We start from the raw sequence: 24,792 nt of genomic DNA on the forward strand, positions 1-24,792 counted from the left end.
CTATTATGATCGCAGTAATAGCAGAGAAGCCAAGTGTTGCAAGGGAAATAGCCAGCCTGTTAGGTGCCACTAAAAAAGAAGATGGTTACCTTTCAGGCAATGGCTATTTTGTTACGTGGGCGTTCGGCCATCTCGTAGGATTAGGTATGCCGGAAAATTTTGGAAACTCAGGATTTGATAAATCGACCCTTCCGCTACTTCCTAATCCCTTTTTACTCACTATTCGTAAAGTAAAAAAGGGTAAAGGTTACATCCAAGATCCCGGAGCGCTGAAACAACTGAAAGTCATTAACCAGGTATTTAACCGGTCCCAAAAAATAATTGTCGGTACCGACGCCGGACGGGAAGGTGAATTGATATTTCGATACATTTATGACTATCTAAAATGCAATAAGCCTTTTGAACGGCTTTGGATTAGCTCTTTAACGGAGAAATCGATCCGAAATGGTTTGGCTAATTTAAAACCCGGTAGTGATTTTGACGGACTGTATCATGCTGCACAAAGCAGAAGCCAGGCCGATTGGATTATAGGTATCAATGCTACACAGGCGCTAAGCATCGCTGCCGGTAGCGGAATTTATTCGCTTGGCAGGGTGCAGACACCTACGCTATCATTAATATGCAAACGTTACTTAGAAAAAAAAAATTTCACCGTCCGAAAATACTTTCAAATCGAGCTAAAACATCGCAAAGAGTTCATCGATTTTAAAAGTTTCTCCAAAGAAAAATGGGATGATAACAAGCTGGCAGGCACTGCACTTAGATCCATTGAGAAAAATGGCCAAACCGCCACTGTTACATCCGTTGAATCCAAGAAAGTTACAGAACCCGCTCCGCTGCTCTTTGATCTGACCGGTTTACAAAAACAGGCCAATAAGAAACTGAACCTCTCTGCCGAAGAAACCTTAAACACGGCGCAAAACCTTTACGAGAAGAAGTTCATTACTTACCCGAGAACAGGTAGTAAGTATATTCCTGAAGATATGTGGGCAGAGATTCCGGGCCTAGTGAGAGCACTACTTGATAGGGAGAGCTGCAAGCAAGCTGTAGGAAAAATGAAATGGGGATATTTCAATAAACATATTGTAAATGATTTGCGTGTTACAGATCATCATGGCTTGCTAACAACCGATAAAATACCTTCGGCACTTTCAGCAAAAGAAAATGCTGTTTATGATTTAATCGCATTTAGATTACTTGAAGCGCTTTCGCAAGCTTGTGTTAAAGAAGTAACGGATATCGGTTTAGTGGCATTACACTATGATTTTATAACAAAAGGGGTCAAGATAATAGACCCAGGCTGGCGGTCGATTAAAGGAGACTTTTCTGATAATGATTCAGAAACTTTACAAGACCTCCCGGAACTCAAAGACGGAGATGCACTCAAAATAAAACATGCAACTGTTCTTGAAAAAAAGACCAAGCCGCCAACGCTTTATACCGAAGCCGCTTTGTTATCCGCTATGGAAACTGCCGGAAAAGAAATCGAGAACGAGGATGAGCGAAAGGCATTACAACACATAGGCATCGGCACCCCTGCCACGAGGGCTGTAATAATTGAAACCCTGTTCACCCGAAACTATATTCAAAGAGTAAAGAAATCTTTGATACCTACTGAAAAGGGATTACAGGTGTTTGAGCTGGTGAGAGACAAAAGAATTTCAGATGTCGCCATGACCGCCCAGTGGGAATTGGCGTTGCAAAAGATTGAAACGGGCGAAATGGAAGCCAGAACTTTTCATTTGGATATAGAGACCTATGCAACTAGCATTACCCAGGAACTTTTACAAAATTCTATTGCCCAAACTAGCCTACCCGATCTAACCTGCCCGAAATGCAAAAGCCATCAATTAACTATCAGGGACAAAATTGTAAAATGCCCTGATGCTGGTTGCAATTGGGTACAGTTCCGTAGTATTTGTGGGGTGCAACTCAGTATTGCCGATATCGAAAGATTACTCAGCAACGGCAAAACTTCACTTATCAAAGGAATGAGGAGCAAAGCCGGGCGGAAATTTGATGCGTATATTGTATTGGATAATCACTGCAGGACTTCTTTTGAATTTCCCAAATAGAAAACGATAGTTTATAAAAATCTCTTTCAACGGCGTTAATCGCCGTTATTTTTATTTCCGTCAAATGTAACATTGGCATATATGGCACTTAAAAGCAGTTTAAATGTTTTACTTTCACGTTGTGTTACGCCGGCGCGGCTATAGAACCAAATGTTGTAAGTCAGGATCGTTTTTGATGCGTTCAAGCTCTGAATCGATCACGCGTACGATATCCTTTTTTACCTGCCTGTAGTTGGCATCTATTTCCTTAATCATATTGTCGATACCGCCTTCATCAATAAAAGATAAGATTTCAGGTATTTGCTGGTAGGCATTGGTTTCGGCGGCCACCTTATCTTCGTCGACTACAATTTCCGCGTGAAATATCTTCTGCTCAATACGCTCATCAAAATTATCTGATACAGCACCTACAAACACACCTTGTGTTAGGGTAGCGATCTTGGAAGCAGGAATCAGACTATCCAATTGGGTAGATATGGAGGTGGACTTATCACTGCGATTGATGGTCAAGCTTTGCCTTTTCTGTAATACTTTACCAAAGCGCTCCGATAAGTTTTTGGCCGTCTCTCCTACCACCTGGCCACTAAAAATATTACCTACCGTATTTTGAATCACCTTACTTTCTTTGTCCCCGTAGTCCCGGATTAATTGTGAGTAATCCTGGAAGCCTAAACAAACGGCAACTTTGTTACTTCTGGCGGTTGCGATAAGATTGTCCAGCCCTCTAAAATAAATGGTGGGCAACTCATCTATAATGACCGAACTCTTTAGTTGACCCTTTTTGTTGATGAGTTTTACGATCCTTGAATTGTACAAGCCTAATGCTGCAGAGTAAATATTTTGGCGGTCCGGATTATTACCCACGCATAAAATTTTGGGTTCATTCGGATTGTTGATGTCGAGCGTAAAATCATCCCCTGTCATTACCCAATACAACTGGGGGCTAATCATTCTTGATAAAGGAATTTTTGCCGATGCAATCTGTCCCTGCAATTGATCTTGGGCGCCTCCCTCCCAGGCATCCATAAAGGGCGATAGGTAGTTTTCCAAATCGGGGTATGAGGTCAGAATAGTAAATACATCTGAATACTTTTTATTCAGTAGTTCAATAGCGTGGGGAAACGTGCAATATTTTCCATTGTCATAAATTTTCAGAAACCAAATGATAGCAGCTAATAAAATAATCGGACTTTCCACAAAGAAATCGCCCTGCTTCTGTATCCAGGACCGGTTAAGATTTAGCATGATTGTATAGGCTGACTCGTAGGCATCGGATATATCTGTCATAAAATCCGGATTAATAGGATTACATCTGTGGCTCCTGCGTGGATCATCAAAATTGATTATATAGAACTTCGGTTTTACTTTGTATTTGTCCGTATGCTTACGCAAGTGATTGTAAGCAATGGTAGAAAGGTCATCGAACTTGAAATCATAGATATACATGGAAAAACCCTTTTCGATCTGCTGCTTAATATAGTTGTTAACTATGGCGTAAGATTTACCTGATCCCGGGGTTCCCAATACAATCGTAGCCCTAAAAGGGTTTACAATATTGATCCAGCCCTTATGCGCTTTCTTATTGTACCAAAATTTAGTAGGCAGGTTGACAGAGTATTCGTTTTTCATCAACTTAGTTTCCTGCATGAAACTTTCGTTCTCATTATTGAATACATCGTCCATGAGATTGGTTCGCAATAGGCGGGTGATCCATACGCCGGCCACCATCAGGGCAATGTATCCCAATGAGCTGGTCAGGATGTATAAAGCAGTTGCCAGTTCCGCTGATAATTGGAGTAGTGGAGAGTTAAGAAAAAACAACACAAAACCTATTGATAAGAATGTATAAATCTTTGTCCAGGTAATTTTTTCATTTTTTACTCCTTTAGTTCCCAAACAGCTTAAAGCCAGCAAAACCAAAGCGAATATTTTTGTGTAAAGGGTGTTGGAGAATAAACTGGCCGACCGGTTAAAATTGCCCAGTATTTTATTAACAATCTCTAGTGTCCATCCTCGCTCTAAAAAGAAGCCGTAACAATACCAGTAAAAATGCATCAGCATCAAAAGGATACTTACCGCCCGCATAAAACCCATAATCTTAGCCAGTCCTCTTAAATCGTCTTCTCCTTGCATCAACTTTAAATTTAGTTGATGAATTTATGGACGAAATGTTCCATTGAAGCACCCGCGCGTTCTTCTGTCCGCTTTTGGCTTTATGAATACCAATTCTTAAAATACAATTAGTCATTTCTCAAAAAACATTCTAATTAATATTTAACAGGTAACGAACACTTCTGCCCTCTCCTTCTTGTATAAGTACTTTTTTTGAAACAAGATCCTGCAAATCTCTTGTAGCGGTCGCTCGTGATGTCTTGTTGATGGAAAGGTATTTTTTTGCAGTCATACCGCCCTCAAAGCCTGTAGTACCCATATCAAACATTTTTAAAATGGCCTTAAAAGCTCTTTCGTTCAGTTCAGGTTTATGTTTATCTAAGAACTTTACTTTGTTAAGTGTAAACAAAACAATCCGCTTCGCGCTCTTTTGAGATTCCAGTATAACTTCAGAAAAATATTGAATCCATTCGGTAATTTCAAGTGTTCGCTGGGCGGCCTTAAGGGCATTATAGTACTTGGTCCGTTCCTTTTCAATAGTACTTGAAAGACCTATCAAAACTGGACGTCCGAGAGATTCAGAAAGACACTTTTCTGCAATGGCCCGTCCAATTCTACCATTACCATCTTCAAAAGGATGAATGGTCTCAAAATATAAATGTGCAATGGCTGTCTTTATGAAGATTCGTTTAATATCATCTTTATTTACTCGAAACTCGTTATACCATTTTACAAATACCTTCATTTCACGAGAGACCTGTCCGGAATCCGGCGCCAAAAAGTGAACAACTTCCCTTCCGACTGCACCGGAAACAATCTGCATTGGCTCCTCCCCTTTTCTATAACTACCAGCGGAAACATGGTTATAATCCTTCATTAGTATCTTGTGCCAGCGTTTCAAAAGTGATTCGGTAAAATCACGTTGATACGATGTCCCTACTGCCACCATAAGTTCAGCAACGCCATTAGAGCGCCTATCTTTAATATGCCCCAGATTACCCCCAATTCCTAATTGTTTCTTAAGCGAAGACATGATATCCTGCCGACTGAAAAACTCTCCTTCAATTTCAGAGGTTTTTATCGCTTCGGCCATCATAAATTCTAAAATGGTCTCTTGTCTTACCGCATCCGGCAATGCGTCCAATAATCCTTTCATCTCACCAGTTTCCAGAGCAAAGCTCAGCACGATTCCATCAATAACAGAATCATCATAGTTGAAATTCGGCCAATCGGGTAGCTGCCAGTTATACTTCATGAGGCAATTATTTAATTTAATCGCCTCAAATTTAGCCAAAATATGACGCAATAAGATATATTTTGTGCGTCATTATACATTAAAAATATTTTCGGATATACAAAAAAACTCCCCTATTTGGCAATGAAAATTCATCCGGAAACTCTATATAAATTTTCTTGCTGGATATAGCTATTCAATTTTATTTATTTATAGCTAAATTAAGAGTATTCAAAGGGCTATAAAAGCCCTTCGTCAGCGAAAGAAAAATAAGATACGCGTGTAAGAATGATATGATCAAGTACAGCTATATCTAGTACTCTTCCAGCGGCAACGAGTTTGGCTGTAAGATTTCGATCAGCATCACTCGGTTTCAAATTACCTGAAGGATGGTTATGGCATAGCAGAATTGCTGAGGCATTTGCCTTTAACGCCGCCGCGAAAATTAATTTAGGATCAGCAACGGTACCGCTAACACCACCTGAAGATACTTCAAAAAGACCCAACACTTTATTTGCCTTATTAAATAGGGCAATCTTAAACTGTTCGACAAAATCAATCTTACCGTCATTCCAACTCTCAGAAAAAAGTTCAAATCCATCGCGAGACTTCGTAATGCATGGCCTATCGGAAACATCTACCTTTGATTTGTAAATCAGTTCTACTTCTGACACTTTCCAATAACAATTACTTGACTGTTCCATAACAAATGATTTTAAAAGTTAAAAAATTATGGAACTGAAATGCGGTGCCTGTTTCTACCGCAAAAGGAGGAACGGAATAAATGATGGCCTTTGCAACGCGCTTGTGTTTATGCCGTAGTTCCTTTGAAGGCACAGAAAGGCAGGTACCGAACTTTTGTAGTAATTTATTAAAACGTTTAAGACCTGGTGTGGCTTAAATCTAGTTATTCACCCACGAGCAAGTGTCTCTTTGTCTATCGATAGTAACCGATCGCATTTAACGCCTCCTTTTGCGTCTTTTTTTCATTCGAAAAGCAAACTCAAGCTCTTCCAAGTCTTCCCCTTGAGTTTGGGGTAATAGGCTGACCAATGCATCAGTAACACCTTCTCCTTGGTTATCAGGAGTAGGCTCTGTATTGATAAAGTCAAATAAATGATGTGGTTTTTCAGAGGGCACATTATCAATATCATTGGCATGGGAGATTTTTGTTTGCATTTCAACAGGCTCTTTTATCTGCGGTTGAATATTATTATTCCAATAGTCATTGAAGGTAGCCGCCGAAAATTCTTTTCCTAACCTGGAGCCGTTCCAAACGGTTTTGGAATTATGGTCGATAAAAGTAATGCCGTAAATACGCCCCGTATCATTCCTACGGATTACTACATTAATGCCCTGTTCTGTCAGGTTTTTTTTAAAGCTCATTTCAACGGTGGTAGATTTAAGCGCAATGGTAATGGCAGCTTTAATAGTTTGCTTTGTTGGGTGACGGTTTAAAGTTCCCTTACATTTTGTAAAATAGAGTTCCAAAGCGGCGAGCCCAGCATTCTTTCCAAACAAAGAAGCTTTGAACGGATGCCCGGCTTTTTGGCCTTTTTCGTTGAGCGGGATGTATAATAAACCTCGTTGCGTCTTGCCCTGTAATTCGCCCTCCACTTTTTCCGTGGTAATGTTGAATAGGGAGAGCAAAGCGTTATACTCGCCTAACGACTGATACTGGTAATAATTCGGTAGATGGCGTACTACAGAAGCGATCTGGCTCTTAACATCCCCCGACTGGTAATCTAGCGGACGGAAAATTTTATCGCTCTGCTTTTGCTCTTTATCCGTTGCCGGTATTAATCCGTGTTTTCTTTCAAGTTCTCGGCACACTTTCATAGAATGCATTTTCTCAAACTTATCCGAAATCTTTTTACCGGCTTCATCCACACAAACTGAAACAATGTGTATATGGCTGCGCGTAGTATCGGTATGCTTAAAGACTACAAACGGTTGATCATTGTAGCCCATTTCCTGCATATACTGTTCTGCTAATTGCTGAAATTTATCATCGCTAACCTTATCATTCGGATCAGGATTGAGCGAAATATGCAAGGCATGTTTCTCAGTATTGCGGTTGGCCATTAAATAAGGAGCGAAAGATTGTGCTAGTTGCGCTACAGAATAATGACCATTCGGGGTCTCAATAATTTTATTGGCAAACAAAATCTTTCCGTTCTCATGCTTTACTTTAAGATGATTGTACGCTAGTGCTCCATATAAATTTCCGCTTCTGCCAATTTTCGCAATCATTTCTCCGGCTGCTTTTTTAGATATTTCGCTTCAAATTCATCAGTCAATTGAATGATTTTTTGACATAGCATCGCCATTTCAGCCGTCTGTTTTTCCAATTTAAACAGAAATGCAGCTGCTTTTTTCTCAGAAAAATGTCGGTATAACAGCTTTACAATCTGATTATAGTTTACACCAACAGAACGAAACTGGCTATGGAAAGAGGTCAGTCGCATGTAAAAATCAACAGTTCCTTTGTCAATTTTTACGGATTTCATTTCTTTATCGAACAACATAGAAATAATAAACTTTGCCTTATTAGGCATTCCAGATGCTTCAAAAAGCGATAACAACCTGGCGTTCTCCTCATCCGTCAGACGAAAAACGTGTCGGTGAATACTGGGATCAATTTTAAGTTTCCGTCCACCTTTGTTTTGCTTTCTATTACTGTTCTCATTCATCACGCATATATTTTCGATTCACACAAAAACCTCGACTTCGGAGAGTGTTTTCAGCCCCCTGCTAAGGGCAAGTTCCTGCCGCTTGCAGGCAGGGTTTTGAGGCACGAATTTTAGTTTCGAGTGCCTCAAAACACAACTTGCCGTGTTCTGAGTGAACACAATAATCCACCCTTCGGGATGGATTAGATGTAACTGGAAAAATCGGCTCGAAGCCGTCCTGCTTGGTGTCCATTTTTTCAAAATGCCTTTGTATAAATCTGTTTACTAAAATCATTTTACAAAGTAAGCCGCTATTAAACTGCGTACTAATATGCGCTACACGGACAAACACCACCTTTGATTGCCGAATACTTCCAAAGGCCATAAAGCAGGTAAATCACATGCTTTATTTGCTGTACTGCTTGAATGCAGGCAGCAAAAAATGTAATTAAACAAGAAATATTATCGGGTTTGAAATTGGGCAGTTTGCGATAAAAGCATGCGGATTTAAAAGTATAAAACAATAAAAGCGTAAAAGCGGTAAAGCATATTGTCTTCCGGGAGATTTACAATCTGCCAAAGCACACTCTTTACAAGGCTGAAAAGAAAGCATAAAAAGGTCCCGGAATATTCTAATAAACCGATACGCGAATACAGGAACAAAGCAATATTCCGATATACAAATATGCAAAACAGGTAAAATAGGAAACCAAAAAATTTAAATCATGGCAACAAAAAAAGAAACTTTAAAAATCAGCTTTTCCACACCAAAAGGTGGCGTTGGTAAATCAACAATTACAACACTGCTGGCAAGTGTGCTACATTACCGTTTAGGATTTAACGTGCTGGTAATGGACTGCGACTTTCCACAGCACAGCCTAGCCAATATGAGAGAAAGGGATTTGAAAACCATTATGCAGAACGATTACCATAAAAGAGCAGCAATGAAACTGTACCAAAGCATTAACAAAAAGGCATATCCCATTATCAGTTGCAAAGCCGACGATGCTTTGTCAAAAGCACGAGACTATGTAGAGCAATTCTCAATAGAGCCTAACGTCATATTTTTCGACCTGCCCGGCACTGCCAATACAAAAGGTGTCCTTACCACGCTAAGAACAATGGACTTTATTTTTTCTCCAATCACGGCCGACCGTCTTGTTATGGAAAGCACGTTAAGCTTCACCAAAGCATTCCTCGAGCTGCCCGAAACCGATGACCGTAATAGGGAACAAAGAATGTGGCTCTTCTGGAACCAAGTGGACGGTCGCGAAAAGACCGGCATATATGAAGTTTATCAAAGTATCATTAGCGGGCTTGACTTATATGTAATGAGCTCAAGGATAATGGACAGCAAACGCTTTAGAAAAGAAACGGACGATATGCCCAATAGTGTATTCCGGTCGAGCCTGCTACCTGCCGAACCGCAACTAATGAAAACAACCCGGCTGGATATGTTTGTCGATGAATTTTTGAAAATTGTCAATCTATAAAATAAATAAGTTATGTCTGTAGATAATAGAAGAAACGTCTTTAGCAAGCCTGATGTTGATGAGGAAATGATAATGAACATTATGAGCGGCAATCAGACCGCTGCCGTGCCTGAAACAAATCAACAACCGGAAATCCAAAAAGACGTAAAACCAAAAGAAAAAGCCCGAAGTAGCTCCTCAAAGAAAGTGGTTTATCAGGAAACATTTTTAATCAATCGGTTTCCGTCAGGTCGAAGCGGGAAGGTTGTATATATCCGTCCTGAATACCACGAAAGATTGCTTCGTATTGTGCAGTTAACAAGGGAAGAAAAGACAACGCTTTATTCATATATTGATAATATTCTCGAACACCACTTTAGGGAGTTCGGGGATGATATTACCGATTATTTTAACAAGCGTTTTAAACCCATTATATGAAATAGCTACGATTTAATCTGACAGTTGGGATTAACTTTAAAGTAACGACAAATTAAATGTTAACCCCAAAAAGTCAGATTATGAATCAAGAATCTAAATTAATCAAAACCAAGTTAGGATTGTTGCAATTGGCCCAACAACTGGGTAATGTATCTCAGGCATGCAAGATCATGGGTTACAGCCGTGATAGTTTTTATCGTTTAAAAGAGCTGTACGATGCGGGAGGTGATATGGCCCTACAGGAGATCAGCCGTCGCAAACCTATTCCCAAAAACCGGGTAGAACCTGCTGTTGAAGCAGCTGTTGTAAAAATTGCTTTTGAACAGCCTGCTTTTGGCCAGGTGCGAGCCAGTAATGAATTACGTAAACAAGGGATATTCATTTCTCCTGCCGGAGTTCGCTGTGTATGGCAGCGTAATGATCTGGAGGTTTTTGCCAAGCGTTTAAAGGCTCTTGAGGCTCGTGTAGCGCAGGAAGGCATTATTCTCTCAGAGGCACAGGTCATCGCACTGGAACGTAAAAAAGAGCAACGGGAAGCTCACGGTGAAATAGAAACTGAACATCCAGGCTATCTGGGCTCACAGGACACTTACTATGTTGGCAATATCAAGGGAGTCGGAAGAATCTACCAGCAGACCTTTATCGATACTTATAGCCGGGTAGCTTTTGCAAAACTGTACACCAGTAAGCATGCGATTACCTCAGCAGACATACTTAACGACAGAGTCTTGCCATTCTTCGACCAACAGCAAATCCCTCTACTTCGAATCCTGACGGATCGGGGAACCGAATACAACGGGAAGCCCGAGCATCACGAATTTGAATTATATCTGAACCTGGAGGACATAGCACATAGCAAAACGCAGGTGCGGCATCCCCAAAGCAATGGCATCTGCGAACGCCTGCACCGTACCATGCAGGAAGAATTTTATGCAGTGGCCTTTAGAAAGAAACTGTACGATAACTTAGAACATCTTCAACAGGATCTGGATCAATGGATGGAATACTATAATACTGAACGGCCTCACAGTGGCAGATATTGTTACGGTAAAACTCCCATGCAAACTTTTAAAGAATCTTTACCTTTAGCAAAACAGAAGTTTCTCAATGAAACTCACACAGCAGCTTAATAATTTAATCCGTTTCCCATGTTAAACGAAAAAGAAAATCCTCGACTGTCAGATTAAATAATAACTATTACAATTAAGATCAATAGTCAGTTTAAGTACTTAGCTCCAATAAAGTCCAATTTGAGAACTATCTATTATCCTTAATCGTTTTCACGATATTTTGATTCTGCTTTTCGCTAAGACTCATGTTTGAATTGCTTGAATTTTTAGCATCCAATCGCAATTGAACAAGCCGTATTTTATTACTTATAAACTGTTCAAATTCGCGGTTTTTGTAAGCCTTAAATGCCAAGTAAAAATTCAATTTAAAATACGTAGAAACTCTAAGTGGAGGAAGTGTGATGTTCTCTAAAACCTCATCTATTAAAGATTTATTTGCTTTTACGTCGATGTCCAGCAAAAGAAAATAGAGCAGAAATAGTATATATTGCGATCCTGTAATTTTCTTAAAAGTCGCAATTCTTTCTTCTATTAACCTAGTCATATTGGAATGTCCTAAGCCGTCATAAAGTAAAACCTGTGCAATAGTAGGTATGAAAGTTGAAAGTGCCTTTGCAACATTTTTTCCTAATATTACTTCAAGATTTTCATCATGATCAGCGTTTTCCTCTAAAGGCACATTAGTGTAAGCGTCCATCAAATGAAAGCCAAAACACAAGTGAGCTTTGACTATGTAATCAAAAATTTCGACCATTAAGTCCTTATCTCGAATGGAATCACAATTTTTGAAGACTCGCGCGAGGATACCCAAATACTTCTCTAACGTCTCAGGATTAAGATCATTTTTGTCATAAACTTCCTTTAAATGAACTTCGGAATCGACGCCTATCGGATTTAATTCATCATTAACCTGATCCTGAGTCTCATGATTCAGCGCCTTTTGAAGGTCTATCAATTCAACCTTTTTTCGAAATTCATGAACCTCCCCTAGTTTGTCAATTAACTTACTGTCATAGCTTGTATCTGAATAAACTTCAATTATCGGGTCGAAAATCCGGCGCGTCTTATGGTAAATCTGCCTCAAAAATTCAGTATCACTCCTATTGAGGCCACTAAAAATTTCAAACTCATTTTTAAATCCCAAGTATAGTTGGTCGTCAGCAATTATACCATCCTTAACTTCAGGGTGCTGATGTAAATAATAAGCCAAAAAATATTCAAATACTCCATTTAGTCGAAACGTATACTTAGAATTTCGCTCCTTCAAAATACCTGCCGTAACTAAAAAATCAAAGACACTTCGAGCATCTGTTGTAATCCTTACATTTTGCGAAATGTGTCGATCTATAAATGTTATAATATTAGTGGAGGTAGTTGAGTAAATCTGATCCCTGTAATTTTTCAAAAGATCATAAGCGATATGCGAACATATCTCTTTGTATTGATCGAAGCCCGTCCCCCTGTCAAGTAGTAGTTGCTTTTTCTGCAACATTTCATCAACACAAAGGTCTAATATTCCGAAAAGATTATGACTAAAATCGTCTTTTGACTTTTTGTAAATAAGCAAAATTAAAGAAAGGGTCCAGTAAGTCACTGGCAGTTGTAATTGCTGTAATATTTTGGTTACTTTTTCTATAACATCTTCTTTACTTTCAGAATACGCATGGTAATTTTTCTCGCTGTATATCCTAATTTCCCTTCTCGTCAAATCCTTAAAATATAATTTGGTGTAGTCCAAATGATCCAACTCTTCAAAGTAAACTCGAGATGCTATAAATTCCGAACATACAATAAATTGCAAGTTCCTGTTCCTATCAAGAAAATCTATAATCACGCTATGTGCTTTAGACATCGTGTTTAAATTGTCTATCAATAAGATTATATTATTCTCTTCCAGTAATTTCTCAGTTTCTGCTCTACTAATATCATAGGCAATACCTATTAATCTAACGATATCTGTCTTTGAATCTCCTCTATCTTCCAAATGTTTGTAATCCAAATAAAAAGGCACCTTACCCAAAGTTGAAAAATGCTTCAAATAATGAAGTTGAATCTTTTTCAAAAGAGAAGTTTTGCCGCACTTGTCACTTCCGAATAATAAGTATTTGCTAACTGCTTCATATAATAATTCAAAATTGAAAAATTTATCCGGGCTTTCACCTTCTGCACCACTATTACTTGATAAAACAGGAGTCGTAAAAAGTTCTAAGAAATTTTTATCATTATCACCACCATACTCTAAGAGCAAATCGTTCGCTTTGGACAATTCTGAGGAATATTTTGATGCTATCTTTTTTCTAAACTTATTTTGTAATGACTTTTCATGGCCCATTGGGATAGCTACCTGAACAGGCTCGAGATTTAAAAATATCTTCTCCTTAGAAATGTAGGTTGCACGCTCAATCCGCGCTTCCTCTTTATTTAATAAATCACATTCTATTATCGAATAACCAATTTCATCATCTTTAGCAAAACTAAGAGTAGCTTGTGTAGTGTTTAGTAAAACCCCGTTATGACCCTTATATTTAGTACAAATATCTTCACGGTGGGTATGACCAGAGAAAACGAGGTCAAACTCAGGATAAATTATATCTTCAAGTTCTCGACAGTTGAACTCTTTGAAATAACTCATCGGGTGATGTAGTAGTAGTATTTTACAGTCAGCGTCTTTTATTCTGCTAATCGAATTTTTTAAAATGTTAGGTGGAAACATCAAAAAACCATTGTCGTTGCGATGACCATTTGACATCCATGCAGAATTAATGGCTACAATTGCAACTACACTTTCATTTATTTTGAACTTGGCTATATAATGTAATTCATCGCAATGCTCAAAATTATCATTAAATGTGGACGTTAAAAATTGGTAAAAATGACTGCTGCCTTTGAAACTATTTTTAAATTCGGATGTTGATCTTGTACATTCGTCATAAAGCTTATCGCTATCATTTATCTTTTCGTCAAAATAGTTTGATATTGATATTGTAACTTCTTCTCGATTAACATCATGATTGCCTTGGCAAAGAAAAATCCGAGACAACGGAATGAGTAATTCTTTAGATAATTTTAAAAAAATAGCCTGGTGAGCTGAATTAAAGTTTTCAAATTTGGTACCACTAAAAACTAAGTCGCCGGTAAAAATTACAACATCAATCCTTGGCTTATTTTTTAAACATTCTATCATTCTGTCAACCATTAGAGATTGATCATAATTGTTGGCATTAGGCCTAAAGTGAAAATCACCAATGTGTAAAATTCTCATTCAGTGTTAATTTATGAAAAATAATGGATTAAAACCTCAGTTAGCTTCGACGACTAAGCAATCTATTTTTTCTGATAATACAAACCCAGCATCTGAAGGTATTATTAAATCCCAAATTTCTAGATACACAATCCAGCAATGTGGAAAACTTGTGATTTAGGTTAAAATCTTCCCTGCAATTAATTCAGATGACTAATGTTTATTTTAGGTATGCACACTCAAGACGGTTACGTCAATTTAACAACTATTCAGTGAGCTTCCGTTTTTGAAGTCTTATCGTCTTAATGATAGATGTATACTAGACTAGTTGCTGGTGTTCATTTAATATTAATCGGCATTCAAAGCCAAACTATCTCTTCAACTGACACAATTTATAAAGTCTTTTTTTCCATAACATCTTTGTCTCGAAAGCCCGCAAGGTGTGGGATAACAGTAACAAATTAATGTGTGTCAATTATGGAAAAACAAAGAAAAAAAGTACTTCTCGCATTAATAGCAATACTTTCTAAGATTAGCACGTTCGCCCAAGGCAACGGAGGCGCCGGCATCAATGAAGCTACTCAGATGGTAACCGGCTATTTCGATCCAGCTACTAAGTTAATCTATGCTATTGGAGCCGTAGTCGGATTAATCGGCGGTGTAAAAGTGTACAACAAATTCAGCAGCGGCGATCCGGACACTTCGAAGACCGCGGCATCCTGGTTTGGCGCCTGCATTTTCCTGATTGTGGCTGCTACTATCCTGCGTTCTTTTTTCCTTTAAGCCTTTGCCTCATGAGTAATTATAATATCAATAAAGGCATTGGCAGAACAGTTGAGTTCAAAGGTTTAAAAGCGCAATATTTATTTCTATTCGCAGGTGGACTGTTAGGAGTGTTGATCCTTGTGATGGTGATGTACATAGCAAGCGTCAACTCCTACTTCTGCCTGTTATTCGGCGCTGGCGGCGCCTCGCTTATTATCTGGAAAACCTTTTCCATGAATAGCAAATATGGCGAACACGGGCTTATGAAACTTGGCGCAAAAAAAAGACACCCCCGCTATATCATATGCCGCAAAAGAGTACCTCGTTATTTAAAAAATACCTCCAACCCCAGCCAACCATGAAAAATACATCAAAAATCACTACACTGGAAAGCAAATTTCCGCTACTGGCGGTAGAGAATAACTACATTATTTCTAAAGATGCAGACATCACTGTTTGCTTCCAGGTCCATCTGCCGGAATTATTCACTGTTGCAACTCAGGAATACGAAGCCATTCATTCCGCCTGGCATAAAGCTGTCAAGACCCTCCCGAACTATACAATCGTTCACAAACAGGATTGGTATATCAAAGAAAACTACGCACCAGATATTAGTAAAGAAGATTCAAGTTTTCTGGCAAAATCTTATCAGCGACATTTCAATGAACGTCCCTTTCTCAATCATTACTGTTATCTATTCCTTACCAAAACCACTAAAGAACGTATGCGCATGCAGAGCGACTTCAGTTCTCTATGCAAGGGCGTTTTGATTCCAAAGGAAATAAGGGATAAAGAAACCGTTCATCGCTTTATGGAAGCTGTTGCGCAGTTTGAACGCATCATAAACGATAGTGGGCTAGTCAGGCTGCAACGGCTCACTGAGCCTGACCTCATTGGCTCTGATGGCAAACAGGGTTTACTCGAACAATACCTAACCCTATCCAGGAAGACACAAACTCCCCTGCAGGACATTTCACTGGGCTCTGAGGAAGTCCGAATAGGTAATAAAAGGCTTTGCCTGCATACATTATCTGACACAGATGACCTTCCTGGGACTGTATCCTCCAATACGAGATATGAAAAACTGTCTACCGATAGAAGTGACTGCCTACTATCCTTTGCAGCCCCTGTTGGCTTATTACTTAGCTGCAATCATATTTATAACCAGTATTTGTTCCTGGATAACAGCGATTCTAATTTGCGCAAGTTTGAAAAATCGGCTAGAAACATGCACTCGCTGGCAAGGTATAGCCGCGCCAACCAAATCAATAAAGAATGGATAGAAAAATACTTAAACGAAGCGCATAGCTTCGGTTTATCGTCTATCCGTGCCCATTTTAATGTTATAGCATGGGCTGAAGATTCTCTTGAACTAAAGCAATTGAAAAATGATACAGGAAGTGCTTTAGCACTCATGGAATGTAAACCACGTCACAATACGGTTGATACAGCAACGCTTTATTGGGCGGCGATGCCCGGCAACGCAGGTGATTTTCCCAGTGAAGAAAGCTTTTACACTTTTATCGAACCAGCTCTATGCTTTTTTACAGAAGAAACCAATTATCAAAGCTCCCCCTCTCCTTTCGGTATTAAAATGGCCGATCGGCTGACCGGCAAACCGATCCACCTGGATATTTCTGATTTACCCATGAAGCGCGGGACTATTACCAACCGTAATAAATTCATATTGGGGCCATCTGGTTCAGGAAAAAGCTTCTTCACTAATCACATGGTCCGCCAGTATTATGAGCAAGGTGCTCATGTACTTTTGGTGGATACTGGTAATAGCTATCAAGGGCTTTGCGAGTTGATCCGGGGCAAAACCAAAGGTGCAGACGGAGTTTATTTTACTTACACGGAAGATAATCCTATTGCTTTTAATCCATTTTATACAGAAGATGGCGTGTTTGACATTGAGAAAAGAGAAAGTATCAAAACCTTAATACTCACGCTCTGGAAACGAGATGACGAGCCTCCTAAACGCTCGGAAGAAGTGGCTTTATCGAACGCCGTTTCCGGATACATCGAACATATAAAACTGACGGATAAATCCCCTTCTTTTAACGGCTTTTATGATTACATCCAATCCGATTATCGAAAAGTACTTGAAACAAAGCAGGTGCGCGAGAAAGACTTTGATCTGGCTAATTTCCTGAATGTTTTGGAGCCCTATTACAAAGGCGGCGAATATGACTACCTGCTCAACTCCGAGAAGCAGCTAGACCTGCTTTCTAAGCGCTTTATCGTATTTGAAATCGATGCCATCAAGGATCACAAAATTCTGTTCCCCATTGTCACCATTATCATAATGGAAGTATTCATCAATAAAATGCGAAGATTGAAAGGCATCCGCAAGCTTATCCTCATTGAAGAAGCCTGGAAAGCCATCGCTAAAGAAGGAATGGCTGAGTACATTAAATACCTATTCAAAACGGTGCGTAAGTTCTTCGGCGAAGCCATTGTGGTAACCCAGGAAGTGGATGATATCATCCACTCTCCCATCGTAAAAGAAAGCATCATCAATAACTCAGATTGCAAGATCCTATTGGATCAACGCAAGTATATGAACAAGTTCGACGATATACAGGCCATGCTGGGCCTCACCGAAAAGGAAAAATCACAGGTACTTTCTATTAATATGAATAATGATCCCAAGCGGCTTTACAAAGAAGTCTGGATCGGACTTGGTGGCACCCATTCCGCTGTTTATGCCACTGAGGTAAGTACAGAGGAATACCTCGCCTATACCACCGAAGAATCAGAAAAACTTGAAGTTATGCAGCTTGCTCAGGAACTGGACGGCAATGTTGAACAGGCTATTAAGCGAATAGCGCTGCAAAGAAAAGAACAACAAGACAATTTTTAATTGATTAATCACTAAACAAAATAGAAATGAAAAATTTAAGACTACTAGGATACACCTTGTTACTATTAGCTATCTCTTCGTTTGCTAAAGCGCAATTCGTGGTGACTGACCCCGCCAATCTCATATCCGGCATCCTTAATTCCGCAAACGAGATCGTTCAGACCTCTAATACCGTCTCTAATGTTGTCAAAAACTTTAAGGAAGTGGAAAAGCTCTACAAGCAGGGAAAGGAATATTATGATAAGCTTAAAGCAGTGGATAATCTGGTGAAGGACGCCCGCAAAGTGCAAGAGACCGTGCTAATGGTTGGCGATGCCGCCGAGATATATGTCAGCAATTTCGGCAAGATGATGAACGATCCCAATTTCACGGCGAAGGAGTTAACCGCCATCGCGAACGGGTATTCTAAACTCCTAAATGAAAGTACCGCTTTACTCAAAGAGCTCAAACAGATTGTTTCTTCCACCAGCCTTTCGCTTTCCGATAAAGAACGTATGGACGTTATCGACAATGTACATAAAGAAGTGAAAGATTACTATAACCTCGTTCGGTATTACACAAATAAAAACATATCGGTAAGCTATCTAAGAGCAAAAAAGAAAAACAACACAAAGCGGGTATTGGAACTCTATGGAACTGCTGAACAAAAATATTGGTAAGCCATGGACTTTAATAATCTGCATGAACTGTTGCGCTCTTTATATGAAGAGATGTTACCGCTCTCCGGGCAAATGGCCGGCGTTGCTAAAGGTCTGGCTGGCTTGGGTGCACTATTCTATGTTGCGCTAAAAGTATGGCAGGCCTTGAGCCGAGCGGAACCCATAGATGTATTTCCGATGCTACGTCCCTTTGCGATCGGCCTTTGCATCATGTTTTTTCCTACAATAGTTTTAGGCACTATCAATATGGTTATATCGCCTGTAGTAAAAGGTACCCATGCAATGCTGGAAGGCCAAGTCCTGGACTTAAATAAGTTACAAGAACAAAAAGATCAGTTAGAGCGGGAAGCCATGCTTCGCAATCCGGAAACGGCCTATCTGGTAAGTGATGAGGAGTTCGATAAAAAACTGGAGGAACTCGGGTGGTCGCCGTCCGATCTGGCAACGATGACCGGCATGTACCTGGACAGGCAAGCCTACAAGATGGAGAAAGCTATTAAAGAGTGGTTTCGGGATCTGCTGGAAATTCTTTTTCAGGCTGCGGCACTCGTGATAGACACGATACGCACTTTCTTTCTCATTGTACTATCCATACTCGGGCCTATTGCTTTTGCGATAAGCGTATGGGATGGATTTCAAACAACTCTGACGCAGTGGCTGACCCGGTATATAAGCGTCTACCTATGGTTACCCATTTCGGATATGTTCAGCTCTATTCTCGCAAAAATACAGTCGCTGATACTGGAACGGGATATAGAGATGCTGGCCGACCCCACTTATATACCTGACACATCTGATACCGTATATATCATTTTTATGTTGATTGGCATAGTGGGCTACTTCACGGTTCCAACAGTCGCAGGCTGGGTGATACAAGCAGGTGGTGCCGGAAACTTCATGCGCAACGTGAACCAAACAGCCACAAAAACAGGCAATCTAGCTGGTGCCGGAACCGGCGCGGCCGCTGGTAATATCGGAGGCCGGCTTATAAACAAACATTAATCATTTTCAAATTATGGAATTTAAAACGCTAAGAAATATCGAAAACAGCTTTAGACAGATAAGATTGTATGCTATAGTGTTTGCCGCTATTTGTATCAGTGTGACAGGTTTTGCTGTTTGGCAGTCCTACCGATTTGCCGAGCTGCAACGAAAAAAAATATATGTATTGGACAAAGGTAAATCGCTGATGGTGGCTTTATCCCAGGATGCAGCTATTAACAGGCCGGTCGAAGCCCGTGAGCATGTCCGTCGTTTCCATGAGCTTTTTTTCACCATAGCACCAGATAAAAATGCGATCGAAAATAATATGCAGCGGGCTTTTAATATGGCCGATAAGTCTGTTTTCGACTACTATAAAGATTTATTAGAGAAGGGATATTACAATCGTATCATATCAGGTAATATCCAGCAGCGTATAGAAGTCGATAGTGTAATATGCAATTTTGACCATTATCCCTATACCGCTACTACTTATTCCAAACAATTTATTATACGCTCCAGTAATATCACCCGTCGTAGCCTGATTACTTCATGCAATCTCATTAACTCGGTTCGCTCCGATAATAATCCGCAAGGTTTCAATATTGAAAAATTCAGGGTCATCCAGAATACTGACGAAGCATTGATTGAGCGATAAAACAACTCATATGAAAAAATTTAGCATCTTATTAACGGGTAGGTTGGATAAATTCAAAGCAAGCTGGGAAAAACTTTCCGTAGTAAGTCAACAAAAACTGGTGCTGTTGCTATTTACGATCTATTTGGCCCTGACTGTAGGTATCATGCTTAAGGTATTCATCGATTTGTTACGCCCCGACCCAATAATCCATTTTAAGCATATTGAAAATCCATTAATACCAAAGGAACAATCTACCACTGGTGCGAATGATTCTATTTAAAAATTTTAAACTAAAAAAATGAACACTGATAATACAAAAAAGGCAAGTGTGGCGGTTAAAGAAAATGATTCTGCTAAAGATACTCAAGACCCTCATGACTACCCCAAAAATAAGATCGGAAAGTTTAAAAAGCCTGCCATTTATGTACTCATGGCACTTGCTTTTTCAGGCTGCCTGTATCTCATCTTTAACCCCTCTGAAGAAAAGCAGCAGGCAGATAACGTAGGGCTAAACGACATAGTGCCTCAGGCAACAGGTGTGAATCTTCAGGGAAGTAAGCAGAAAGCGTATGAAAAAGAGCAGTTCGAACAAGGTGAAAAGCAAAAAAGAAAGGCCTTGGCTACGCTGTCAGATTTTTGGAATGAAAGCAGCAAAATAAAAAAAACAGACAGCTCTCTCGAAGTCGAAAACAACTCACAATTTATTAATGGTCAGCAGCGCACGGATCATAAAGCTTTAAATAGCTATCGTGATGCCCAAAACACTTTAGCCTCTTTTTACCGTGAAGATAATAGTGAGACACAAAGACTGCGCAATGAAGTTGAAGCATTAAAACAGGAGCTTTCTCAATCTAATGATGAGCCTGCGACGAATGACATTGATCGGCAGCTAGCCCTAATGGAAAAATCTTACCAGATGGCTTCGCGGTATTTTCCAGCCGGAGTGTCTAAGCTACATAAACAGCCCGAAGATTCGGCATCTGAGAAAATAACTACGGTCAATGAGCTTCCCATACTGCCCGCTCAAAAAAATGTAGTATCTATCCTACCTAAGGCAGATACAGATCCGGAGCAGATTCAGTCTTGGATACAAAACAGAAACTTGCGCTTTTTTACGGTGGGATCCGATCAAAAAGCCCGCATTAGTAAAAATAGTATTCGCGCCTGTGTGCATGAAAAACAAACTATCAAAGGAAATGACGCCGTTCGCATTAGACTCCTGGAACCTGCAACCATTTCTGGTTTTACAATTCCAAAAGGGCAGCTGCTTATTGCATCACCTAAAATTCAGAACAGCCGCCTGCAGCTCACCATCAATTCCATCGAATACGAGGGCAATATCATTCCGGTGAAAATTATCGCCTATGATAACGATGGACAATCGGGGTTAAATATTCCATATTCAACTGAAAGAAGCGCCCTGACTGATATTGTTGCAGGAATGGGAAGCAATGCAGGCACCAATGTAACGCTTAATTCCACTCCTGGTCAGCAAATAACGGCCGATATGAGTAAAAGTGTCGTGCAAGGCATTTCCGGATATTTTGCCAAAAAGGTGCGCACTCCAAAAATCACACTCAAAGCCGGATTGGAACTACTACTGATTTCAAAAAAATAATAACACTCATAAAATACTCAACAAAGATGAACTTTATATTAAAATGCCTTTACGTTCTTCCCCTTCTAACACGGTTCTCGATTATGCTTACGGCTCAAACCATAAGTTATGACGCTTCAAGACCGGAGCTAAAGAAAATAGAACCCTATCAATTAGCTGTAACTTACGATAAAACCACGCATTTGATTTTTCCGTCAAGGGTTCGATATGTAGACCTGGGTAGCGGCTATATTATTGCCGGTAAAGCAGAAGGTGTGGAAAATGTATTAAGAGTAAAAGCTGCGATCGATGGATTTAAAGTAGCTACCAATTTTTCTGTAATCACCGACAATGGCAGATTTTATAATTTTAACGTCAACTACGATAAGGTACCCTTAACGCTGAACTATGATTTAACGGCATTGGCAGGCAAGCCTCAAAATAACACTGCTTTATTTCCGGAATTAGGGACTGCTACTCCTCGCTCGGTTGATAAAACGCTGTCAAATATTTACCGAGAGAACAAAAAAAATCTGTACTATGGAAAATCCAGGAGTTATGGTATCCAGTTTTCATTAAAAGGAATATACATAAAAGATCATAAACTTTACTTTCATACTGAACTAAAAAACAAAACGAATATCCCCTACCTTGTTGATTTCATTCATTTCAAAATAGTAGACAAAAAAATGGCTAAGAGAACCGTAAGTCAGCAGCAAATAGTAACACCGTTACGGGAATACCAGCCCTTCAGTGAAATAAAGGGGCAATCCGCAATACGTAACGTATTTCTGCTGGATCAATTTACACTTGCTGACGACAAAATCTTACTAATTGAAATTTTTGAAAAAAACGGAGGCAGGCATCAGGTGTTAAAAGTAAAAAACTCTGACCTGGTTAAAGCATCGCTTATCAAGAACTTAGGAGCAAAATAGGTTTTTAAAATAAAATCACCTGGCCAAAAAGCCAGCCATTTAAGTTAGTAAAGGCTGGCTTTTCACTATTTTCACACACCATACTATAGTTCAAACTTAGTTAAAACCCTCACCTATGTCTGTATTAGTAATCGGTATTATTGCACTTGTTTTAGGACTGCTACTCATCTATTGGATTAACCGTAGAAAATTTTATCGGCGTAACACCAGTGGTCTCGAAGTCTTTTCCAGTTTCGAGAAATCTTTATCCTTTCGATTTCTGGAACGTATAGGCAAATGGATTGGTTATGTACTTGTCATACTTGGCATTCTTTCCATATTTACATACCGAAATGAGAAGCAAAAAGCGTTAGAAGAAAGTTTGCAATCAGAAAGTACCATAAGAAAATAAGTACTAATACATCAGACCAAATAGCCAAACCGGGATGATTGTTCCAAAACCAATTTGCACGAGATACCGTTGAATATCTAATGACTCCCGCGCAATTTTTTCCTGAAATTCAAATAATAGTGTCTCCATAATACTTTATATAAAAAGCATAAATAAGATATTTTGTTAATCACAAATAGCAATTAATCAAAATAAACGCTAGTTACGAAAAGCATTTTAAATAAACCCCGATTACAAATAGGCTTTTTATTGTGTAATTCTAATTTACGGCGTTCTTTTCCTTCTTTTCTACAGTAGCTATATGGAAAGAAAAGAAGCTCGCCAAAACAAGGAAGGGGATCATGAATATCCCTCAAAAAATGTCGCAACCTGTTTCGTAAAATGTGTCGCAAGGAAGGGTGCGTGGGTGTACCATTTTGAGAAAGGGGTTGCACCGCTTTAACGCAAAAAGACGGCCCCGACCATCGGTCGGAACTGTCTTTTTGCCGCGCGGCTTTTTCTTTTAGAGCCCTCTTATAGATTTATTTTAAACAGGCTACCGTTATAAATAGTGGTAGCCTGTAGTTAATTAATTAAGGTGTAGCATTTCTGCTCCGCCTGTAGCAAACAAGCTGCAAAGTTCAAAAGCCCTTTGGGTTTTCAACTGCGCCGTACCTCCCATTACAATACTTTGCACCTTTGCTTCATCATTTTTATAGCTGCGTACATTCTGATAGTAGCCTGTAACAGCGTTGTAAGCTCCGAACAATGTGCCTTTGGTCGTGTCCATTTGCTGTGTATCGCTTATCATTGCGTATACAAAGGCATCCTCTACGGTATTTTTGAAGATCGTGGAAACTTCGTCCTCTGCACCGTTTTTTAGCAGATTCAATGTTTCCTTATTTGGGCAAAGTGCAAGTTGGATTAACCTCCTTACTTCCCTGTCTGTTATTTTTACCCTGGTCCAGTCGTTGAAAATACCTTCTAACTGATTGCTTAGCGTATTTGCCAAGCCCATCACCTTGTGAGCGTTTTCCAAACGCTGTTTTACTCCGGAAGTATGCTTGATGCGTACTACATTGCTCATGTTGCGAAGTGACGCGTTAAGTGTATTTTGGCATACAATCCTGACAGGGGTAAATGCTGCGGTTATGCTTCCGCTACCATCGTGCGAAGTGGTGAGGAAGATATATTTTTCTGTTACGTCATCACCATTACCTACCCGAATGTAATCAGGAAGTTTTGCGGTAATGAAAATGCGCTCTCCATTACCTAGCGCCCCCGCTGTTTCATAGAGGATACCGTCGCCACCGCCTACGATAGCATCAAAAAAACTGAAGGCTTCACAGTTTTGTACAATATGATAATCTTTACCCACGACACCCAACACAGCATTGGTATCGTTGCGGATGTTGGCGAAATAGTTGGGAACTTCCAGTTCGCTACTGCCAATCTCCAATTCGTTACCAATTTCAACTATGCCAGACCTCTTGGTAAACAACGGGGTTTTAACCACCTCATAATCTAACCCTGCGTATTTGATAGCTTCCTCGCTCGACGGGTATTGCTCCACGATTTGCCCTAAACCGTGCCATGCTTTTTGCTGCACGCTAAAGAATGAATAGCGTCCAGTCCTTTCATTAAGATTGATATTATGTGCCATGA

The 24,792-nt window shown here is 39.7% G+C and carries 22 protein-coding genes; 14 read left to right on the forward strand and 8 right to left on the reverse strand.

Going from position 1 to position 24,792, the window contains the following annotated elements; translation table 11 throughout:
- The first annotated feature begins 5 nt into the window (after nucleotides 1–5).
- Entirely contained in the window at nucleotides 6–2,075 is a 2,070-nt protein-coding gene (locus tag ABDK00_RS09560; protein ID WP_346239597.1) for a type IA DNA topoisomerase, read from the forward strand.
- A gap of 138 nt (nucleotides 2,076–2,213) precedes the next feature.
- Here ABDK00_RS09560 and mobC read toward each other — a convergent pair whose 3' ends face one another.
- The 5 genes from mobC to mobA form a co-directional block, all read right to left on the reverse strand.
- On the reverse strand, nucleotides 2,214–4,208 hold the full coding sequence (gene mobC / locus ABDK00_RS09565; protein ID WP_425474806.1) for a conjugal transfer protein MobC: 1,995 nt from the start codon (nucleotides 4,206–4,208) through the stop codon (nucleotides 2,214–2,216).
- 130 nt (nucleotides 4,209–4,338) lie between these two features.
- On the reverse strand, nucleotides 4,339–5,442 hold the full coding sequence (locus tag ABDK00_RS09570) for a Fic family protein (protein ID WP_346239599.1): 1,104 nt from the start codon (nucleotides 5,440–5,442) through the stop codon (nucleotides 4,339–4,341).
- A 218-nt stretch (nucleotides 5,443–5,660) separates the two neighbouring features.
- Nucleotides 5,661–6,125, reverse strand: coding sequence for a JAB domain-containing protein (locus ABDK00_RS09575; RefSeq protein ID WP_346239600.1), 465 nt, complete (start codon nucleotides 6,123–6,125; stop codon nucleotides 5,661–5,663).
- A gap of 256 nt (nucleotides 6,126–6,381) precedes the next feature.
- A complete protein-coding gene (mobB, locus tag ABDK00_RS09580) occupies nucleotides 6,382–7,674 on the reverse strand; it encodes a conjugal transfer protein MobB (protein WP_346239601.1) in 1,293 nt (430 codons plus the stop codon).
- Complete coding sequence (mobA, locus tag ABDK00_RS09585) at nucleotides 7,671–8,114, reverse strand: conjugal transfer protein MobA (protein WP_346239603.1); 444 nt, start codon at nucleotides 8,112–8,114, stop codon at nucleotides 7,671–7,673. The genes mobB and mobA overlap by 4 nt, the downstream gene beginning before the upstream one ends.
- A 704-nt stretch (nucleotides 8,115–8,818) precedes the next feature.
- Here mobA and ABDK00_RS09590 point away from each other — a divergent pair.
- The 3 genes from ABDK00_RS09590 to ABDK00_RS09600 all read left to right on the forward strand — a co-directional run bounded on the left by ABDK00_RS09590 (nucleotide 8,819) and on the right by ABDK00_RS09600 (nucleotide 11,133).
- Nucleotides 8,819–9,586, forward strand: coding sequence for a ParA family protein (locus tag ABDK00_RS09590; RefSeq protein WP_346239604.1), 768 nt, complete (start codon nucleotides 8,819–8,821; stop codon nucleotides 9,584–9,586).
- A 12-nt stretch (nucleotides 9,587–9,598) separates the two neighbouring features.
- On the forward strand, nucleotides 9,599–10,003 hold the full coding sequence (locus ABDK00_RS09595) for a DUF3408 domain-containing protein (protein WP_346239605.1): 405 nt from the start codon (nucleotides 9,599–9,601) through the stop codon (nucleotides 10,001–10,003).
- Between the two features lie 80 nt (nucleotides 10,004–10,083).
- Nucleotides 10,084–11,133: an IS481 family transposase gene (locus ABDK00_RS09600; protein ID WP_346239624.1), complete on the forward strand. Its 1,050-nt coding sequence runs from the start codon at nucleotides 10,084–10,086 to the stop codon at nucleotides 11,131–11,133.
- A gap of 127 nt (nucleotides 11,134–11,260) precedes the next feature.
- Here the strand turns inward: ABDK00_RS09600 and ABDK00_RS09605 are convergent, their stop codons facing one another.
- Nucleotides 11,261–14,335, reverse strand: a complete 3,075-nt coding sequence (locus ABDK00_RS09605) for a metallophosphoesterase (protein ID WP_346238974.1) — start codon at nucleotides 14,333–14,335, stop codon at nucleotides 11,261–11,263.
- A gap of 456 nt (nucleotides 14,336–14,791) precedes the next feature.
- Here ABDK00_RS09605 and ABDK00_RS09610 point away from each other — a divergent pair, with 456 nt between their 5' ends.
- The 10 genes from ABDK00_RS09610 to ABDK00_RS09655 all read left to right on the forward strand — a co-directional run bounded on the left by ABDK00_RS09610 (nucleotide 14,792) and on the right by ABDK00_RS09655 (nucleotide 23,148).
- Nucleotides 14,792–15,097 (forward strand): DUF4134 domain-containing protein, encoded by a 306-nt coding sequence (locus ABDK00_RS09610; protein WP_346238975.1) that lies wholly within the window; start codon nucleotides 14,792–14,794, stop codon nucleotides 15,095–15,097.
- An 11-nt stretch (nucleotides 15,098–15,108) separates the two neighbouring features.
- Nucleotides 15,109–15,441, forward strand: a complete 333-nt coding sequence (locus ABDK00_RS09615; RefSeq protein ID WP_346238976.1) for a DUF4133 domain-containing protein — start codon at nucleotides 15,109–15,111, stop codon at nucleotides 15,439–15,441.
- Nucleotides 15,438–17,945, forward strand: coding sequence for a TraG family conjugative transposon ATPase (locus tag ABDK00_RS09620; RefSeq protein ID WP_346238977.1), 2,508 nt, complete (start codon nucleotides 15,438–15,440; stop codon nucleotides 17,943–17,945). Before ABDK00_RS09615 ends, ABDK00_RS09620 begins: the two co-directional genes overlap by 4 nt.
- A gap of 26 nt (nucleotides 17,946–17,971) precedes the next feature.
- A complete protein-coding gene (locus tag ABDK00_RS09625) occupies nucleotides 17,972–18,604 on the forward strand; it encodes a DUF4141 domain-containing protein (RefSeq protein WP_346238978.1) in 633 nt (210 codons plus the stop codon).
- 3 nt (nucleotides 18,605–18,607) lie between these two features.
- A complete protein-coding gene (gene traJ / locus ABDK00_RS09630) occupies nucleotides 18,608–19,606 on the forward strand; it encodes a conjugative transposon protein TraJ (RefSeq protein ID WP_346238979.1) in 999 nt (332 codons plus the stop codon).
- Nucleotides 19,607–19,619: 13 nt separating this feature from the next.
- Nucleotides 19,620–20,243 (forward strand): conjugative transposon protein TraK, encoded by a 624-nt coding sequence (gene traK, locus ABDK00_RS09635; RefSeq protein ID WP_346238980.1) that lies wholly within the window; start codon nucleotides 19,620–19,622, stop codon nucleotides 20,241–20,243.
- A 10-nt stretch (nucleotides 20,244–20,253) separates the two neighbouring features.
- Nucleotides 20,254–20,505, forward strand: coding sequence for a hypothetical protein (locus ABDK00_RS09640; protein ID WP_346238981.1), 252 nt, complete (start codon nucleotides 20,254–20,256; stop codon nucleotides 20,503–20,505).
- Nucleotides 20,506–20,553: 48 nt separating this feature from the next.
- Nucleotides 20,554–21,843, forward strand: a complete 1,290-nt coding sequence (gene traM / locus ABDK00_RS09645) for a conjugative transposon protein TraM (protein WP_346238982.1) — start codon at nucleotides 20,554–20,556, stop codon at nucleotides 21,841–21,843.
- 26 nt (nucleotides 21,844–21,869) lie between these two features.
- Complete coding sequence (gene traN / locus ABDK00_RS09650) at nucleotides 21,870–22,757, forward strand: conjugative transposon protein TraN (RefSeq protein WP_428400321.1); 888 nt, start codon at nucleotides 21,870–21,872, stop codon at nucleotides 22,755–22,757.
- 115 nt (nucleotides 22,758–22,872) lie between these two features.
- Entirely contained in the window at nucleotides 22,873–23,148 is a 276-nt protein-coding gene (locus ABDK00_RS09655) for a molybdenum ABC transporter permease (RefSeq protein WP_346238984.1), read from the forward strand.
- A 3-nt stretch (nucleotides 23,149–23,151) separates the two neighbouring features.
- Here the strand turns inward: ABDK00_RS09655 and ABDK00_RS09660 are convergent, their stop codons facing one another.
- Nucleotides 23,152–23,277, reverse strand: a complete 126-nt coding sequence (locus ABDK00_RS09660) for a hypothetical protein (RefSeq protein ID WP_346238985.1) — start codon at nucleotides 23,275–23,277, stop codon at nucleotides 23,152–23,154.
- Nucleotides 23,278–23,716: 439 nt separating this feature from the next.
- Nucleotides 23,717–24,790 carry a DUF932 domain-containing protein gene (locus tag ABDK00_RS09665; RefSeq protein WP_346238986.1) on the reverse strand — a complete coding sequence of 358 codons (1,074 nt, stop codon included), beginning with the start codon at nucleotides 24,788–24,790 and terminating at the stop codon, nucleotides 23,717–23,719.
- Between the last annotated feature and the right edge of the window lie 2 nt (nucleotides 24,791–24,792).

Source organism: Niabella insulisoli (assembly GCF_039652435.2).
Classification (GTDB): Bacteria; Bacteroidota; Bacteroidia; order Chitinophagales; family Chitinophagaceae; genus Niabella; species Niabella insulamsoli.

Excerpts from the sequence above, each read along its gene's own strand:
- ABDK00_RS09660 (WP_346238985.1), bottom strand. The coding sequence starts at position 23,277 with ATGGAGACACTATTATTTGAATTTCAGGAAAAAATTGCGCGGGAGTCA.
- traJ (WP_346238979.1), top strand. The coding sequence starts at position 18,608 with ATGGACTTTAATAATCTGCATGAACTGTTGCGCTCTTTATATGAAGAG.
- ABDK00_RS09625 (WP_346238978.1), top strand. The coding sequence starts at position 17,972 with ATGAAAAATTTAAGACTACTAGGATACACCTTGTTACTATTAGCTATC.
- ABDK00_RS09560 (WP_346239597.1), top strand. The coding sequence starts at position 6 with ATGATCGCAGTAATAGCAGAGAAGCCAAGTGTTGCAAGGGAAATAGCC.
- ABDK00_RS09595 (WP_346239605.1), top strand. The coding sequence starts at position 9,599 with ATGTCTGTAGATAATAGAAGAAACGTCTTTAGCAAGCCTGATGTTGAT.
- mobB (WP_346239601.1), bottom strand. The coding sequence starts at position 7,674 with ATGATTGCGAAAATTGGCAGAAGCGGAAATTTATATGGAGCACTAGCG.
- ABDK00_RS09640 (WP_346238981.1), top strand. The coding sequence starts at position 20,254 with ATGAAAAAATTTAGCATCTTATTAACGGGTAGGTTGGATAAATTCAAA.
- ABDK00_RS09620 (WP_346238977.1), top strand. The coding sequence starts at position 15,438 with ATGAAAAATACATCAAAAATCACTACACTGGAAAGCAAATTTCCGCTA.
- ABDK00_RS09615 (WP_346238976.1), top strand. The coding sequence starts at position 15,109 with ATGAGTAATTATAATATCAATAAAGGCATTGGCAGAACAGTTGAGTTC.
- traN (WP_428400321.1), top strand. The coding sequence starts at position 21,870 with ATGAACTTTATATTAAAATGCCTTTACGTTCTTCCCCTTCTAACACGG.
- ABDK00_RS09665 (WP_346238986.1), bottom strand. The coding sequence starts at position 24,790 with ATGGCACATAATATCAATCTTAATGAAAGGACTGGACGCTATTCATTC.
- mobA (WP_346239603.1), bottom strand. The coding sequence starts at position 8,114 with ATGAATGAGAACAGTAATAGAAAGCAAAACAAAGGTGGACGGAAACTT.
- ABDK00_RS09570 (WP_346239599.1), bottom strand. The coding sequence starts at position 5,442 with ATGAAGTATAACTGGCAGCTACCCGATTGGCCGAATTTCAACTATGAT.
- traK (WP_346238980.1), top strand. The coding sequence starts at position 19,620 with ATGGAATTTAAAACGCTAAGAAATATCGAAAACAGCTTTAGACAGATA.
- ABDK00_RS09655 (WP_346238984.1), top strand. The coding sequence starts at position 22,873 with ATGTCTGTATTAGTAATCGGTATTATTGCACTTGTTTTAGGACTGCTA.
- mobC (WP_425474806.1), bottom strand. The coding sequence starts at position 4,208 with ATGCAAGGAGAAGACGATTTAAGAGGACTGGCTAAGATTATGGGTTTT.
- ABDK00_RS09575 (WP_346239600.1), bottom strand. The coding sequence starts at position 6,125 with ATGGAACAGTCAAGTAATTGTTATTGGAAAGTGTCAGAAGTAGAACTG.
- ABDK00_RS09590 (WP_346239604.1), top strand. The coding sequence starts at position 8,819 with ATGGCAACAAAAAAAGAAACTTTAAAAATCAGCTTTTCCACACCAAAA.
- ABDK00_RS09600 (WP_346239624.1), top strand. The coding sequence starts at position 10,084 with ATGAATCAAGAATCTAAATTAATCAAAACCAAGTTAGGATTGTTGCAA.
- ABDK00_RS09605 (WP_346238974.1), bottom strand. The coding sequence starts at position 14,335 with ATGAGAATTTTACACATTGGTGATTTTCACTTTAGGCCTAATGCCAAC.
- ABDK00_RS09610 (WP_346238975.1), top strand. The coding sequence starts at position 14,792 with ATGGAAAAACAAAGAAAAAAAGTACTTCTCGCATTAATAGCAATACTT.